This is a genomic window from Bacteroides sp. (assembly GCF_030151085.1).
In the GTDB taxonomy this organism is placed as follows: Bacteria; Bacteroidota; Bacteroidia; order Bacteroidales; family Bacteroidaceae; genus Bacteroides.
In genome coordinates this window covers 1-16326 of sequence record NZ_JASLER010000004.1, presented here as the reverse complement: position 1 = coordinate 16326, position 16326 = coordinate 1, and the positions used below count along the sequence as shown (strand labels likewise).

11 protein-coding genes are annotated in these 16326 nt (G+C 43.6%); 4 read left to right on the top strand and 7 right to left on the bottom strand.

Annotated features, from left to right (window positions below; genetic code table 11):
• The coding region (locus Q1W14_RS01270) for an EamA family transporter (protein WP_300698474.1) at nucleotides 1–709 on the top strand (709 nt) is incomplete at its 5' end.
• A gap of 4 nt (nucleotides 710–713) precedes the next feature.
• Here the strand turns inward: Q1W14_RS01270 and Q1W14_RS01265 are convergent.
• Entirely contained in the window at nucleotides 714–4070 is a 3357-nt protein-coding gene (locus tag Q1W14_RS01265) for a toll/interleukin-1 receptor domain-containing protein (RefSeq protein ID WP_300698472.1), read from the bottom strand.
• A 252-nt stretch (nucleotides 4071–4322) separates the two neighbouring features.
• On the opposite strand from Q1W14_RS01265, the gene Q1W14_RS01260 reads away from it, so the two are divergent.
• Complete coding sequence (locus Q1W14_RS01260; RefSeq protein ID WP_300698471.1) at nucleotides 4323–4901, top strand: DUF4251 domain-containing protein; 579 nt, start codon at nucleotides 4323–4325, stop codon at nucleotides 4899–4901.
• A 99-nt stretch (nucleotides 4902–5000) separates the two neighbouring features.
• Here Q1W14_RS01260 and Q1W14_RS01255 read toward each other — a convergent pair whose 3' ends face one another.
• From Q1W14_RS01255 to Q1W14_RS01235, 5 genes are all read right to left on the bottom strand, one after another.
• Nucleotides 5001–5771 (bottom strand): N-acetyltransferase, encoded by a 771-nt coding sequence (locus Q1W14_RS01255; RefSeq protein ID WP_300698469.1) that lies wholly within the window; start codon nucleotides 5769–5771, stop codon nucleotides 5001–5003.
• Between the two features lie 49 nt (nucleotides 5772–5820).
• Entirely contained in the window at nucleotides 5821–6399 is a 579-nt protein-coding gene (locus tag Q1W14_RS01250; protein ID WP_300698467.1) for a DJ-1/PfpI family protein, read from the bottom strand.
• A gap of 90 nt (nucleotides 6400–6489) precedes the next feature.
• Nucleotides 6490–7860: a TolC family protein gene (locus Q1W14_RS01245; protein ID WP_300698465.1), complete on the bottom strand. Its 1371-nt coding sequence runs from the start codon at nucleotides 7858–7860 to the stop codon at nucleotides 6490–6492.
• Nucleotides 7857–11063: an efflux RND transporter permease subunit gene (locus tag Q1W14_RS01240; RefSeq protein WP_300698463.1), complete on the bottom strand. Its 3207-nt coding sequence runs from the start codon at nucleotides 11061–11063 to the stop codon at nucleotides 7857–7859. Before Q1W14_RS01240 ends, Q1W14_RS01245 begins: the two co-directional genes overlap by 4 nt.
• 12 nt (nucleotides 11064–11075) lie before the next feature.
• The gene (locus Q1W14_RS01235) at nucleotides 11076–12182 is read right to left on the bottom strand and encodes an efflux RND transporter periplasmic adaptor subunit (RefSeq protein WP_300698461.1); all 1107 of its coding nucleotides are present in this window, start codon (nucleotides 12180–12182) and stop codon (nucleotides 11076–11078) included.
• Nucleotides 12183–12362: 180 nt separating this feature from the next.
• Here Q1W14_RS01235 and Q1W14_RS01230 point away from each other — a divergent pair, with 180 nt between their 5' ends.
• On the top strand, nucleotides 12363–14114 hold the full coding sequence (locus tag Q1W14_RS01230) for a sensor histidine kinase (RefSeq protein ID WP_300698460.1): 1752 nt from the start codon (nucleotides 12363–12365) through the stop codon (nucleotides 14112–14114).
• A 29-nt stretch (nucleotides 14115–14143) separates the two neighbouring features.
• Nucleotides 14144–14920 (top strand): LytTR family DNA-binding domain-containing protein, encoded by a 777-nt coding sequence (locus tag Q1W14_RS01225; RefSeq protein ID WP_300698458.1) that lies wholly within the window; start codon nucleotides 14144–14146, stop codon nucleotides 14918–14920.
• A 2-nt stretch (nucleotides 14921–14922) separates the two neighbouring features.
• Here Q1W14_RS01225 and Q1W14_RS01220 read toward each other — a convergent pair whose 3' ends face one another.
• The gene (locus Q1W14_RS01220; protein ID WP_300698456.1) at nucleotides 14923–16107 is read right to left on the bottom strand and encodes a uracil-xanthine permease family protein; all 1185 of its coding nucleotides are present in this window, start codon (nucleotides 16105–16107) and stop codon (nucleotides 14923–14925) included.
• Between the last annotated feature and the right edge of the window lie 219 nt (nucleotides 16108–16326).

The following is a 16326-nucleotide window of genomic DNA, read 5'->3' as shown; positions in this document are numbered from 1 at the left end:
GCTCGCCCTGTTTCAGAGCTACAATTATATGGAAGCCGGTATAGCCTCAACGATACTATTCGTTTACCCTATTTTTGTGGCATTGATTATGGCGCTGGTATTCAAGGAGAAGGTCACGCTACAAACAGGGTTATGTATCTTGTTGGCACTAAGCGGCATCGGTCTACTCTACCAAAGTGGTGACGGGGCGACGCTTAATCTAATTGGTGTCGGTTTGGTCATGGTTTCAGCACTCTCCTACGCCATCTACATTGTAGGAGTAAACCGACCGAGGCTGCAAGATGTGGCAACACTCAAGGTGACTTTCTACGTACTACTCTTCGGATTGTCCCTCTTTCTGATGCGCGTTGATTTCGGACAAAGCCTGCATGTGGTGGATAAGTGGTATTTATGGGGCAACTTGATAGCATTGGCGGTATTCCCCACAGCCATATCTTTTCTTTGTACCACGCAGGCTATCCAGTATATCGGCTCTACTCCAACAGCCATCCTCGGAGCATTGGAACCCGTGACGGCTGTCTTCTTTGGAGTTATGATCTTCGGCGAAGCACTGACACCACGACTCTGCTGTGGGATAGTGCTGATAATCCTTGCTGTAACCTTCATCATTGCCGGTAGTAATATAACTACTTACTTGGTACGTTTCAGAAAGCTGTTCCCGAGATTGCCGATAAAGAGAAAGCACATATCGAATGATAAGCATTCATAATAGATCAGTGCTTCTTCAGGAAAGCCTTATAGTCATCTTTTAGGCTCTTACACAACTGATAATCTACGGGTGCATAAGTAATTTCAAGCCCTACCATACCCGGTCCCATATTGTATTCTTGGAACTCTCCATCTGCAGTACATATATGTATCTTCTTAGGAGAATTCTTTTTAGCCCTAATAACAGTGTTCAAATCAATGCACGGATTGCCTATTTCCCAATCATCATATTTCATTATTATTCCTTCTTTACGTAACCCCTTGCTATAAATAGCACTAGGTCTCGCAACGCTATATATCGGCACAGAAATTACTAATAAACTGTCGCTTTCATCGTATTTTATCTCATCATACCGAAACTTCGTCACGTCATAATTATATCTGACTTTGGCATACCCATTAGGGACGTCAGTCTTCTTCCTATCTTTATCCAAATAAGTAATCTCGGATACATTGTTATAGTCGTCGAAAGACAACAAAGCTACCGCAAAGCTCTCTTTAGTATCAAACAAATGGTTGGCACTATCATAATACCTCTCTTCCACACATTGGTTCTTTGCATTCATTATTCTTTCCAGTCTCGCATAACCACTCGGAGCAACGACCAGGTTGTGATTCTTATCATAGGTGGCAATCTCCGTGAGGCGATCTTTTTTGTCATATTTCAGCTCCAGCGTCACATAATTCTCAGCACCGCATGTCAATGAATCCCGCTTATCGTACTTACTCTCGGAAATCGGATTCCCTCTCTTGTCAAAGAGAGTTTTAATGGATGCAACTCCATGAATATTCTCACATTTGGTTCCATTCACGTCGATATAAGTCAAGCTCGTACGTTTTTTCATGTGGTTATAGGTTGCTACCCAGCCGGCATGCCCTTCTGCATTGGTCATAGGCTTATTATTCGAATCATAGAAAAGCGCCTTAGTCTGATTAGCAAATTGATCCCATTCACATCGCAGTAGTATGATACCTCCTTCTTGCATCAACTTGTTGCCATTTTTATCGCAATAATAGCTTTCTATCTCATTCCTCCTCTTATCATGGGCTATATAACGTATTTGTTGGACTACAGGACTCCCACTATTATCGAGTGAGAAAACCGTAATTATATTCTTGTTCCCACATTCATCATACCTCATGGTTTGCTTATAAAAACCGTGCGATGGTAACGGCATACGATTATTATCGGCATCAAAGTACTCCTCTTCAATAACACGTCCTTTCTCATGCTTTTGTTGAATGATAGCAGGATACGCACCATTGAACAGGTTACCATTCAAGTCATAAAGCAATTGCCGCACGGTATTTCCGTTCTTATCTCTGACTGTCTTTACAGAAGCATAACCATTGCTGCATATTGTTTGTTCGCCATTCTTATCATAGTACATTTCTCCTTCTATATTTCCTTTTGAATCATAAAGCATCCGGCAAATATGAATTCCCTTTTCGAATTCATTAGCCGGTTTATCCTCTTCGTCATAATATTCCACTTGAGTCAAATCATCTCCCTTATACACCTGAACAATCTTACTTATAGACGAATTCTTTCTACAACATCTGTTACCCGACGTATCATAATAGGACTCCTCCTTCACTTTCATACCCTTAGAATAGATCATTCTAATTTCTGCGAACCCTTCATCAATATAGCACGCTTCACCATCAATTCCATAATATCTTTCTATATACAATGTATCACTTATCGAGTCTACTATCCGATGAACGCCACGATTACTATAAGCCGGCTCACTATTTTTATCAAAGAAGGACTGTTCGACAGGAATATCTTTATCATAGATGGTTTTTACAATAGCATAGCCCCGAACATCGTCCGCAAGATTACTATCACTATCATAAAACTCACTTTTCACAACGAGCCCGTGTTTGTCGAATTCCGTTTTAACCATATGAGTACCATATATTCCGGACAAACAAGGCTTATTATCAGAATCATACCCCTTGTACATAACTATATTACCTATTTCATTGGAGGTATTCTCTAATACAGCCCAGTTTTGTTCGTTCAGGGTCAACTTCCCATTCAAGTTTACATATTCTACGCGCGACATATTGCCATATGCATCATAAGCATAGTTCTTCCCAGCGACTCCGACATTATCACACAGTGTATCACCTTCATTATTCAAATACCTCAATTTTACAGGACGCCCCAATGAGTCCAGCTTATAACTGACAGAATAAATGCCATTGGCATCGCAAGCAGGTTCATTGTCATTATTTAGTCTGAAGTAAACTCTTATAATCTCTCCTTTGTCATTACGTTCGTACTGATAGCGACCGATATTACTCTTTGCTACATTGTGCTTCATACTTGTCCTCGAAGACAGTATAGAGGAAATAGAAGCCAAAGTGGAAGAAGCCACACCTTCTTGCGAAACAATATCTACTGTATTCTTATCGGATGTAGGAAATGATATATACTTACATACATTTCCCAACCGGTCCTTATAGATTATCCGCAGCAAATATCGTTTGGCGTTTTCGTACTCAAATTCTTGTATGGGATATCTATTAAGACTTTCGGTTGATTGAAAATCTATCGGATTGCCGAAAGAGTTAACACATACTACCCTAAGCAATATTCCTTCGGTCTTTATTAAGTATAAAAAGTTACTTTTATATTTATATTCAAACCTATAGTTGTAATATCTTCCTTTTACTGCATCTTTTTTTAAAGGGACAACCCCTTCCGGAACTCCCCATCTGTCAACATAATCGGCATAATACTCATATTTCACGCTATTATAATCCCACACAAAACCCAAGCCAAGCAAGATCATGAAAACAGCGCAAGTGGCAATAATCCGCTTACGCCTCTGCAAGCGCTGATGACGTTGCCAAAGTGCGTCAAACCTTAGGTTCATGAGTTTGGCTACAACTTTTATAAATGCTTGTTCCTTACCTATTTCATGGATATTTATACCCAGTATTTCCGGAACTCTCTCCTTTAGTACCAGATGAAAACATTCATTTTCGGGGTTATCGCTATCAGGCTCACCCCTAATAATAAAGGGAATGATATTGTTTATACGCCCCATAGAGACAAAAGAGTCAATCTCTTTACCCACCCACTTTGATTTAGCCGCTTCAGGTGAACAAATCACAATCAGATATTGAGACAATTCGAGTTCATTTCTCAAAGAATCGGTTAACTGTCCCGCTCCTAAATCGGTTTTATCCCGGAAAATAGGGCGAATGTATTTAGGTAATCTAGGAACCTCTTTGCGAATAACGCTCGGCAGCCTGTAATTCTCTAACTTACGCTGCAACCATTTAGCCCATTTCTCATCTTCATGTTTATAACTAATGAAGGCATAATACTGAAATCCTTGTTCCATGATAGCGAATATTTAAATATAGTACAATATACTTAACCGCTATAAATTTATAAACATTCTCTGTCACAAACAACAAAATAGATAAAACAATTGCAGCCAGCTATCAAACTTTATTCTCTATATTTGTAACACTTATATATAGAATTAGTAAAAACTTACTTTTAGAATATATAATATACCTTCATCTAACTTTTTTCTATTTACCGTGTTTATATATCAAACCAAGTATATAAACCTAAAAACAGAACAATTATGAAGAAAATCATTACATTAACCCTATGGTTGCTTGCCAGTATATTTATTACCGTTCAAGCACAGCAGACTAGTAGTTCGAGTCGCAATGAAGATCGAAAAGCAAAACGTGAAGCCGAAAAAGCACGTATAAAGGCGGAAGAAGAACATGCCTACAAGGTTGCAGTAAATGCCATAAATAACAAGACTTTTGTGCTTGAAGTAGATCAGGTAAGCTTCAAACGGGGACGGAATGCTTTTGTCACCTCGAATACAAACTTCGTGATGGTGAACGATAAGCGTGCGTCCGTTCAGGTAGCTTTCAACACCCCTAATCCGGGTCCGAACGGTATCGGTGGTATAACAGTTGATGGAAATACCAGTGATTTAAAGATATCAACAGATAAAAGGGGAAACGTAAACTGTAGTTTCAGCGTACAAGGTATCGGCATTTCAGCCCAGGTATTCATTACACTGACTCATGGAGGTAATAAAGCTACTGCACGGATCAGTCCGAATTATAACTCCAATACTCTGTCTTTGAGTGGAAAGTTAGTACCATTGGATGAATCGAATGTATTCAAAGGAAGATCTATTTAGTTGATAGTTGATAATTGATAGTTGATAGTTACCTTGCGGAACGCAAGCCGGAATAATGGAGATTGCAATAAGAAATTATCAACTATCAATTTCCTATCTTTATCCCAAATTCAGTAGTTTGACAAACTTTGCTTCGGTACAGATGCTTAAGTCTGTCGTTACAAATTTCCCCTTATAGAATATAGAAAATATAGTAGCGGGAGTAGGCGCCGATTGTGCTTGCTCTGCTGTTTCGAGTTTTATTGCCTTGAAGGGCACTTTATACTTCTCTGCCAATTGCACTAACGAATCATTCACATAATATTCTGTAAAAGGGCAACGGTTGGTATAGTAAACAACCAAATCAGCCTTCTCAGGACATTCACCCGTTCTTACGCATTCTTTAAAGGCCGGAGTTGGTGCATCAGGGTTTATTTTCAGAACCAATAGAGAAAAGCCGTCAGGAAGTTTCTCTACTGTTTCAAATCCATGCTGCAACAGCCATTTCGTGTCACTCATAAAGTGAAATTTCTTTGTACCGGCTACCGTCACGATTCCGTCTTTGCCTTGTGACTTTGCATCATCTATTACCGACTGCAAAAGAGCTTTTGCATGCCCTTGTCCTTTATATTGCCCTGCTACCCAAAAGCAACCAACCATCAAATAGTTAGGTGCATCCACAGGTATCCATGCCTTTTCGGCAGGAACGTATTCAATGAAAACCTTTGCACGCTCATCAAGCCGCCGGAAAACATATCCATTATCAAACTCTTTCTTCAGCCATGCCTTTTTAAGTTCATAACTCTCTTTGCATTTCTTATCAGAAAAGCCACAGCAGATGTGTTCCTTGCCGATATTCTCCTTTGTAAGGGTAATGTAATTCGCTTCCATATATCAGATTTTCTTATTTAAGTTTCATAAGTTACTTAATCAGGGCCTATCAAAAGCCCATAGCCTCTTTCACCAAAACCATTTCCTGATGAGAAGTCAGCTTCTCCAATAGAAGTAGTGCAACTCCATACGAAGTTTGGGGACCATAAGAGGTTATGATGTTCTCATCCACCACGATAGGAGATTGCACGATAGTTGCGCCGAAGCCTTCGAGGACTTTCTGTTTGAATGCGCCTCTAAGATGATAGGTGGTTGCATTTCTGCCATCGAGTACTCCACTCTTACCAACGGGCAAAGCCCCTACACAGACTGTTGCAATCCACTTTTTTTGCAGATTGAACAGTCGGATTAGTTTCAGAAGCTTTTCATCATACGCTTCTTCATAGAAGCCGAATTCCTCAAAGCCACCGGGTATTGCAAGGGCATCATAGTCATCTACAGATATTTCATCAATGGTTTTATCCACCAATACCGGAATATTGAAGGAACTGATGACTTGCTTGGTCATGCCACAAGTCACGACATCTACTTTACAGTCAAAGTCAGTCTTTGCCCACCCCATTACGTCAATAAAAGCACTGAACTCGATAGTCTCAAATCCTTTTGCAATGAACACCAATAATTTCATAATCGAACAAGTTAGTTTTAAATCAAATTATCAATGCTGCAAAGTTAAGTATATTCAAAGAACTTTTCATCTTTACGAATATAACTATTTTCACTCTCCTCTTCCCCCGCCTAATGCCTGATACAGATTAATTACCCCTTGTATCTCCTGAAAACGGTTGCTGACTTGTGTCAGTTCTGCCGTCAGCAGGGTTTGCTGGGCGGTAAGGACTTCGAGGTAGGTGGAACTACCGTGTTGCATCAACAGCCGGGTGCTGGAAACCGCTGTTTGCAGTGAAGTGATCTGCTTGGTGTAGAAGCCCGCTTTCTGGCGTGCCGTTTGGTTTTGCTTCAAGGCATTATTCACTTCGGCACCGGCGTTGAGCAACGATTGGGTGAAGGCGAGCTTCGCTTCCTCTTGTTGGGCTTTGGCTATTTTGAGACGGGCTATATTCTGTCCGTTATTAAATAGCGGCTGCGTAAGTGAGCCGACGGCTGATAACAATAACTTGCCCGGATTCAATATCAACTCTCCGGCGCCATTCGTCCATCCGGCAGAACCACTGAGGGTAATAGACGGATAGAAGGCAGAACGAGCCTCATTGGTCGTATAGAAGGCTTGCGCCAAAGCAAGTTCGGCAGCTTTTACATCGGGACGATTGGCTAGGATTTGCAAAGGAATACCAACAGACAATTCCTGTGGAAGAACCTGACCTTCGAGCTTACCGCGACGAATGGACTGAGGCGTTTCACCCAGCATCATGCAAAGGCTGTTTTCTACTTGGCTGATCTGTTCTTTCAAGTCGAGGACGGTGGTACAAATAGAGTAATAAGTAGCCTCTGTTTGTGCCAATCCGGCTTCGTTGCCTTGTCCGGCATTCTTCAGTGCTTGCATCACGCGGACGCTCTCTTTCCATTTCACTTCAGTTTCTTCCGAGATCGCCAGTTGGGCGTCGAGCATTAACAGGGTGTAATAGGTATTCGCCATATTGGCTATCAGTTGCGTTTTCACAGCAAGCTCATACTCCTGACTTTGGGCGTAGAGAGCTTTGGCACGGCGCTTGGCATTAGTCAGCCGCCCGAAAATGTCGATCTCCCAGTTGGAGGTGACGGGCAACGAATAGATTTGTGAGGCTTTTCCCTTATCGAAGCTGCTCACGGTGCCTTGCGGAGCGAGCGCAAACGAAGGGAGATAGGCAAGACGTGCCGCACTGAGCGAAGCACGTGCCTCTTCTACCCGCCACTGTGCGGACTGAAGGTCGGTATTATTCTGCAAACCCTGTTCGATGAGGGTTTGCAATTGGGGATCGGTAAAGAGCTCCCGCCAGCTCAAGTCGGCCAAACCGGAAAGAGTATCGCCTACCGCAGCCTCCGTCCCGAACAGTTGTTCGGGAACAGTGGTTGCAGGCTGGTATTTATTGTAGATGCCACAGCTACTCAACATGAGCGCCGCTATGGCTAAAGTTATTAGTTGTCTTTTCATTTCTTCTTATTCTCCAAATGTTTTCTTCTTTCTGCTTCGGCTTGTTCCACTTCCTCCTGAACCTGCCAGTCGGCAGCAGCGGTGTTGAACTGAACCGGACGTACTTTCTCCTGCAATGCCTGGAATACGATGAACATCACCGGTACAATGAACAGCAATGCCAGCGTACCTACTATCATACCGCCAACTACACCCGTACCGAGCGAACTGTTACCATTGGCTCCAACCCCCGACGCAAGCATCAATGGCACCATACCGAAGATCATCGTCAATGCCGTCATCAGGATAGGACGCAGTCGATCTTTGGCAGCAACCAATGCGGCGGACGTCAGACTCATACCTGCATGACGTCGCTCGGTGGCGTACTCCGTAAGCAGAATGGCCGTTTTAGCCAACAAGCCGATGAGCATAATCAATCCTGTTTGCAGATAGATGTTATTTTCCAATCCCAGCAACTTGGCAAAGAGGAAACTTCCCATCAATCCCGCCGGCACACTTAGCAACACGGCAAACGGAACAAAGAAGCTCTCGTAAAGTGCACTCAACAACAAGTAAACCATCAGCAAACAAATACCGAAGATAATAACAGTTGTGTTAGACTGCTGACTTTCCTCACGGGCAAGACCGCCAAAATCGAAACCATAGTTGGCAGGCAATACCTTTGCAGCCGTTTCACGTACAGCTCGGATGGCTTCGCCGGAGCTATAGCCTTCGGCGGGCATCGCACTGAGTGCAATGGAATTGTACATATTAAAGCGACTCAAACTTTCAGCTCCATACACCTTTGTCAGTGTTACGAACTGGCTCAACGGTGCCATTTCCCCGTTAGACAGGCGGACATAATGATTATTGAGCGAAGCCTCATCGAGGCGATACTTCGGATCGGCCTGCACCATGACACGATAGACACGCGAGAAGCGGTTGAAGTTGGACACATAACTTCCTCCATAATATCCTCCCATCGTGGCCAGTACCTCGTCGGGCATGATACCCGCACGCAAACACTTGGCGGCATCTACATCGACCTGCCATTGTGGGTAGTTTATGTCGAAGGAAGAGAAGGCCATTGCCAGTTCGGGACGATGATTCAGTGAGTCGATAAACTGACGTGTCATGCCGAAGAATTCGGTTAAGTCACCACCAGCCTTATCCTGCATCTGAATGTCGAGGGCATTACCCATGTCGTAACCTGGAATCATACCGGGTGCCATGGCAAAGACGGTAGCATCTTTGATATCACCTGTGCGTGCATAAATCTGACCGATAACGGCTTGCACATGATCTTCCTTCTCCGGACGTTCGTCCCACGGTTTCAAGCGTACAAAGAGTACACCGGCAGAGTTCCCTGCCCCACCCATAGACCAACCGGTCACTTTCAGGACTTGGTTCACTTGAGGTATCTGAAGAATACGCTCTTCAACACGGTTCATTATTCCATCCGTCGTATAGAGAGAGTTACCCGGCTGGGTGGACACAGAGACAAATACCAATCCCTGGTCTTCGTCGGGCACAAGTCCAGTCTTAGTGCTGTTCATTAACAGTACAAGTATCACGACCGTACCTGCTATCAGTGATCCCGACAACCATTTGCGACGAATAAAGAACAACACTCCTTTCTTATACTTCTCAATCAGCAGATCGAAAGCCGCATTGAACGCACGACGGAAACGGGCTGCGAAGTTCTGCTTCTGAGTACCGTCTTCGTTGGTATAAGGTTTCAAAAGCAACGCACAAAGAGCAGGGCTCAATGTCAATGCATTAATGGTGGATATACCTACCGCAACCGCCATTGTCAGACCAAACTGCGTATAGAATGTACCCGAAGTTCCGCTCATAAACGACACGGGAATAAACACTGCCATAAACACCAACGAAGTGGTAATAATAGCATTACTCAATCCTTTCATAGCGTCGATACTTGCCATATAGGGTGATCGGTAGCCGGCATCGAACTTCGACTGTACCGCCTCGACCACAATAATGGCATCGTCGACCACCGTTCCGATGACCAGCACCAACGCAAAGAGTGTTATTAAGTTGATACTGAACCCCACCATCGCCATAAAGGCAAAGGTTCCGATTAGCGAAACAAATATTCCCACCAACGGAATAACCGTCGAACGGATGTCCTGCAAGAAAATATATACCACAAGCGTCACCAACAAGATAGCTTCAATCAACGTTTTAATTACTTCGTGAATCGAAGCAAAGAGGAATTCGTTAGTACTCATCAACTGAGTGATTTCAGCTCCTTGGGGTAATCTCTTCGATGCATCCGCCAGGAAAGTATCAATTTCCTGGTTGATTTGTGTTGCATTAGAACCGGCGGTCTGATAAACCATACATGCCACACCAGGCTTTCCGTTGAAATCACCTGTGTAGGAATAGGATTCCTGACCAAGACTGATGTCCGCAATCTCCTTCAAACGCAGGACTTCGCCGGCGGGGGTACTACGAACCACTATTTCGCCGAATTCTTCGGGTGTCATCAGTCGTCCACGATATTTCATGGTATAGGCTTTGGCTTCTTTTGAATTCTCACCGATGCTTCCGGTGGCAGCTTCGATGTTTTGCGAAGCCATAGCAGCAGTCACGTCGGCGGGAATTAGTTTGTATTGCGCCATAATGTCCGGCTTCAGCCATACACGCATGGAGTAAACGCCACCCATCACCTGAACATCGCCCACACCGGAAATACGCAGAATAGCGGGTTTCAGATTGATATTGATGTAGTTGGAGAGGAAGTTCTCGTCTAGTGTAGCGTCAGGACTATGTACCGTAAAGATCTGTAACATACCGTTCTGACGCTTGTTGACGCTGACTCCTACCCGGGTCACTTCGGCCGGGAGTTGTCCGGCAGCTTTGGATACACGATTCTGTACGTTCACTGCTGCCATATCAGGGTCGGTTCCTTGTTTAAAGTAAATGGTCACTTCGGCCGTACCAGAGTTAGAAGCGGATGAAGTCATGTATGTCATGTCCTCCACACCATTAATGGCTTCTTCCAGTGGAGCGATCACGCTCTTTTGAACTGTTTCGGCACTTGCACCGTCGTAGGCCGTATATACCTGCACAGTGGGTGGGGCAATATCTGGATATTGCTCTACGGGAAGTGTGAATAGCCCGATGATGCCTATCACCACGATCACAATCGAGATGACGGCAGAAAGTACCGGGCGTTCTATAAAGGTTCGTAAATTCATATCGTTTAAGTATTATTTATTTTTCACCGTGATAGGCATACCATCTTGTAATAGTCCGACTCCTTCGGTCACAATCTCGTCACCCATGTTAAGTCCGCTCGTCACGATATAATCCTGTCCACCGCCTACACGCTCTACTATGACTTGCACCGACTTAGCTTTGCCATCTACCACTTTATAGGCAAACATCTTGTCCTGTACCTCGAAAGTTGCTGTGCGGGGAATTACAATTCCATCTTTATATACTGAAGGAAGTACCACATTACCTGCACTACCGCTATGCAATAAACCATCTTTGTTGGTAAACATGGCACGCACGCTCACAGTACCCGTTGATGGGTCTACCACACCACTAATGGTTTCTATAACTCCTTTTTCGTTGTACATGGAACGGTCGCTAAGTTGAAGTTCAATACCCGGCATAGACTGTAATGCCTTGTCTTTTGAACCATACTGCCGAACCAGCCCCAGTAATTGGTTTTCGGTCATAGAGAAGTAAACATACATATCCGAGTTGTCCGAAACGGTGGTCAGCGGTTGTTGTATGGCAGTACTTACCAAGGCACCAACACGATAAGGAAGTGTACCTATAACACCGTTTGAGGGGCTTTTCACTTCGGTATAAGATAAGTTATTGGCGGCACTCAGTTCCTGAGCCTTAGCTTGTGCCAGTCCGGCACGGGCTGTTAGTAACGCATTCTCCGCTGTTTGCAGTTCGTAGGTTGAAATTACATTCTGCGCAAAAAGTTCTTTCTTGCTGTCAAATGTCAGTTGGGCAGTTGCCACACTTGCCTTGGCAGCTTCTACATTTGCCTTTGCGGTGGCCAAAGCAGCTTGATAAGGCACTTGATCGATAATAAAAAGCACTTGACCTTTCTTTACCGCTTGTCCTTCGCCCACACACAAACGGGTGATTGTACCTGAAACCTGCGGATATATCTCTACATCCTGCCTACCCCGGATAGTTGCCGGATAATTGGTAGAAAGTGTCTTATTTACAGGAGCAACCTTCATCGTTGTATACTCTGCTACAGGCTGAGTATACTCTCCCCCATTTTTACATCCGGCTAGTGCCAAAAGTCCTGCCAGTGCATAAATTTTGCTTGTCCTCATCTTCATTGTGAATCTATATTATTGTTAAGTCTAAAAAACGCTGCAAAAGTAGGTGCCTATGGCAGTTCGGACAATCAAATTCCGATCAAAGGGGGCAAACAGGGGGACGAAACAGCAATAAAAAGGGATGAAGCAGCAAGGCAAAACAGGTAATAGTGATTATCTTTGCGAACTAATGTACAAATCATGAAACCAAAGACTAGAAAACGAGTATTCATCTTCTCCGTAGTGGTACTGCTTGTTATCGGCATTTCAGCCTATAGCCTTTACCGCAATAACCGTTCGGTACACCACCAATTGGCGGGTATCTCCGGTTTAGTGGAAGTCAACCCCCGAAAAGTATTGGCAGACATAGAACAAATCGACCGTACATTTCTGAATGAGAGAAATTATATGATGTGCAACTTACTGAAAGCAGAAGCACTCGTTCACTTGCAGGAATTTGTAGTCTCCGACTCACTCCTTAACTTCGTTTCTCCCTACTTCAAATATAAAGCAGATTCGTTGCTACTGGCAGAAGTCTATTATTATAAAGGTGAAGTAGCACGCCGAACCAACTTCTTATTGGAAGCCATTGAATACTTTACGCTCTGCACACAACTCAATAGCGGAGTACATGACATGAGGTTACTGAACTTTTACCTGAACAACTTTAAAGGATTGGCCTATCACATCAAGCGTATGACGAAAGAAGAGAAAGAAGCTAAACTATCCGCTCTCGCATACGCCAAAGAACTGAACAAACCACAGCTCATGGCAGAAGCCTACTCGGAACTTGCCGACTACTATGCCCGGGTAAACAACGATCCTCAAAGTATTCCCATACTCAAAGAAGCCGTCGGCAAAGGATACTCCGGATCTCTGCAAGCCCGACTCCTCTTTCTTCTGAGCGAAAGATATATCGACAAGCACCAGCCAGACTCTGCACGTATGTATGTTCAACAAATACCTCATTTGTATCAGGATTCCATCGACTATTTGCTGGGGAAGATGTACTTTAATCTCCAGCAACCGGACTCCGCCCGATTCTATCTGAACCGGAGTTGCTACAGCAGCCATCCCGCTCTCTCCCTCAAAGCCTACCAGCAGTTGCTGGATCTCAACGTACACACCAATTCCATGAAAGGTGTGGCCGACTGCCTGGAGAAAATGTATCAATATAAAGAACAAATAGATAGTATTGAAAGCAATAAGTCCCTTGCCCAAATAGAGAATGTAGAGAAATTACGGAAGACCATTCACGACACTGAAGCCTCCGAGGTAGAATATTATAGATATTGGATAGTCTATTTCTGGATCATGGTAGGTGCCTTCATTTGTATCTTGATTTTGATGTCCGTCTCCATCATCTTGCAAAAGAAAAAGAAAAATCTGCAATTGAAACGACAACAGGCAAGACTCGATGCCCTGAAAATGCAGATAGATCCACATTTCATCTTCAATAACCTGAGCATCCTGCTCGATTTGGTTGAAACAGGCAATAAAGCAGCTCCCGGCTATGTGACAGCTTTATCCAAGGTCTATCGGTACATCGTGTCTAACGTCGACAAAAACTTGTCCTCTGTGGCCGACGAACTCTCTTGTTTGGAGAGCTACATCTATTTACTCAAAATACGGTTTGATGGTGCCATACAAATCGACGTACAAGTAGATGATGCTATCAAGGATAGACAGATTCCTCCTATTGTATTACAGATGTTACTGGAAAATGCCATCAAGCACAACCAAGCTTCCGATGAAGATCCTCTTCGGATACGAGTATATGCCCAAAACAACAAACTGATTGTGGAGAATAACAGGAAACCCATAACCTTTAATACTTCTACCCATCGCATCGGATTGAGGAATATTAAAGAACGATACCAACTGATCGGTGCTCCTGCTCCCGAAATATATGAAGACGAAAGTATTTATCGTGTAACTATTTCAACACTCTAACTCCAAAGCAACTTAAGAACGAAACTTCCATGAAAGTACTTATTATAGAAGACGAAAGTCATAGCGCCGAACGCCTACAACGATACATACATACGTTACACCCTGATTATGAAATTTCCGGTGTCACCAAAAGCATCACTCAAAGCATTGAATTCCTGCAACAGCAACAGCCGGATTTAATCTTCTCGGACATCCGCCTCCAAGACGGACTGAGTTTCGACATATTCCGTAAGGTAAAGATTACTTCACCCATCATCTTTACAACCGCCTACGACCAATATGCTATCCAAGCCTTTAAGTTCAACAGTATCGACTATCTGCTGAAACCTATCAATTCTGAAGAATTGGAAGCAGCAATAGAAAAGGCAGTGGGAAAACTATCATCCTCTGCGCCTATCCCCGTACCCCCTAACTTAGAACAGTTGCTCGAATATATCAGTAATTCCGCTACTTCCGCTACCGCTCGATACCGCGAACGTTTCCTCATCTCTCGCAGGGATGAATACATCACTATTGACACCAAGCAGGTCTGCTTCATTCACTCCCAGCAGAATATCACCCGCCTGTATTTGTCAGACGGAACTTCCGCTCCCATCTCTTCTACGCTCGACCAGTTGGAGAGGGAGATGAATCCCGCCTCCTTCTTTCGGGCCAACCGCCAATATCTGATTCAAGTAAGCCACATAAAGAAAGTAAGCAACTGGTTTAATTATAAGTTGAAAGTAGAAATGAATGGATATCCCAAGGAAGAAATCCTGATAAGCCGTGAGAAAGCAGCAGGATTTAAGAAATGGTTGGATATGTAAAATCAATCGCCTTTCGGTAGAATAAGATTCAATACTACTCCAACCAACGCAGCCAGGCCGATACCAGATAAAGAAAACTCACCCCAGGTAAATACAGCGCCACCGATACCCACAGTCAATGTCAACGAAATGATAATGATATTCCTCGTACGGCTCAAATCGGTGCAAGTGTTTATCATGTTTGCTATACCTGCGCAAGCGATGGTTCCGAACAATAGTAACATAATTCCACCCAGTACCGCACTGGGTATTGATCTAAGGAGTGCGCTGATCTTGCCAATCACAGAAAATAAAATAGCGGCAATAGCGGCAATCCTGATTACCTGCGGATTAGTGATTTTTGTAAGAGACATGGCGCCTGTTACCTCTGAATAGGTTGTCACGGGAGGTCCACCCAACAATCCTGCACAAAAACAAGCCAGTCCGTCACCTAGTAGTGTGCGATGCAAACCGGGATCTTTCACGAAGTCTTTGCCGGCAACTGTATTCACTACATACACATCTCCAATATGCTCTATTACGGGAGCAATAGCCACAGGAATCATAAAAAGTATAGGTTCCCATGAAAACCGGGGGAATGTAAATTGAGGCAAACTTATCCAGGCAGCATCTCTCACACCCGATAAATCTAAATCATAAAACAACCATGCAGCTACATAACCTACAATAATACCACAGAAAATCGGAATCAACTTCAAAAGTCCTTTCGCCTTCATCGAAACAAGAACCGCTGTTATCAATGAAAGCAGAGCCAGCACCCAATTCTCCTTAGCCATAGTCACGCCGGTACCCGATAAAGAAAGGCCAATCAGTATAATAACAGGCCCTATAACAACCGGTGGGAACAAACGTTCAATAACTCGTACCCCTTGCCATTTCACCAATGCACTCATCAAAAAATAAACAAATGCCACGCCTACCATTCCCGAGAGTGTTCCCGGCAATCCATATAGTTCCGTCGCCTTAATGATAGGAGCGATAAATGCAAAACTGCTACCTAAAAAAATAGGCACTTTGCCACGAGTAACCGCATGAAAGATAAGTGTACCGATACCAGCAGTAAACAAGGCAGTAGAAGGGTCAAGCCCTACAAGTAAGGGTACAAGTACCGTGGCTCCAAAAGCCACGAACAAGAATTGCACACCTACCACACCCTTACGCAAAGGAGATAGATTATTCGTGTCCATGAAATAAATAGTTTGTTTGCAAAGTTAATCTTTATATCAAAACGATATAGAATATCGTTTCACTATTTTTGGCATAGAAATATAAAAGATGCACCTATACTTCTCTGGGTCATGTTTTATGCATTATTGGAAAGAAAGGAGTTAAAGGGGAATATATGAACTAAATAATAATTTAGCGCAGCCTAAGCCTGAAAGGCTTTTATCTTACAGCCCAGGGCA

Coding starts and splice junctions, on each gene's coding strand:
- Q1W14_RS01230 (WP_300698460.1), top strand. CDS start 12,363: ATGAAACCAAAGACTAGAAAACGAGTATTCATCTTCTCCGTAGTGGTA.
- Q1W14_RS01225 (WP_300698458.1), top strand. CDS start 14,144: ATGAAAGTACTTATTATAGAAGACGAAAGTCATAGCGCCGAACGCCTA.
- Q1W14_RS01260 (WP_300698471.1), top strand. CDS start 4,323: ATGAAGAAAATCATTACATTAACCCTATGGTTGCTTGCCAGTATATTT.
- Q1W14_RS01235 (WP_300698461.1), bottom strand. CDS start 12,182: ATGAAGATGAGGACAAGCAAAATTTATGCACTGGCAGGACTTTTGGCA.
- Q1W14_RS01220 (WP_300698456.1), bottom strand. CDS start 16,107: ATGGACACGAATAATCTATCTCCTTTGCGTAAGGGTGTGGTAGGTGTG.
- Q1W14_RS01255 (WP_300698469.1), bottom strand. CDS start 5,771: ATGGAAGCGAATTACATTACCCTTACAAAGGAGAATATCGGCAAGGAA.
- Q1W14_RS01240 (WP_300698463.1), bottom strand. CDS start 11,063: ATGAATTTACGAACCTTTATAGAACGCCCGGTACTTTCTGCCGTCATC.
- Q1W14_RS01250 (WP_300698467.1), bottom strand. CDS start 6,399: ATGAAATTATTGGTGTTCATTGCAAAAGGATTTGAGACTATCGAGTTC.
- Q1W14_RS01245 (WP_300698465.1), bottom strand. CDS start 7,860: ATGAAAAGACAACTAATAACTTTAGCCATAGCGGCGCTCATGTTGAGT.
- Q1W14_RS01265 (WP_300698472.1), bottom strand. CDS start 4,070: ATGGAACAAGGATTTCAGTATTATGCCTTCATTAGTTATAAACATGAA.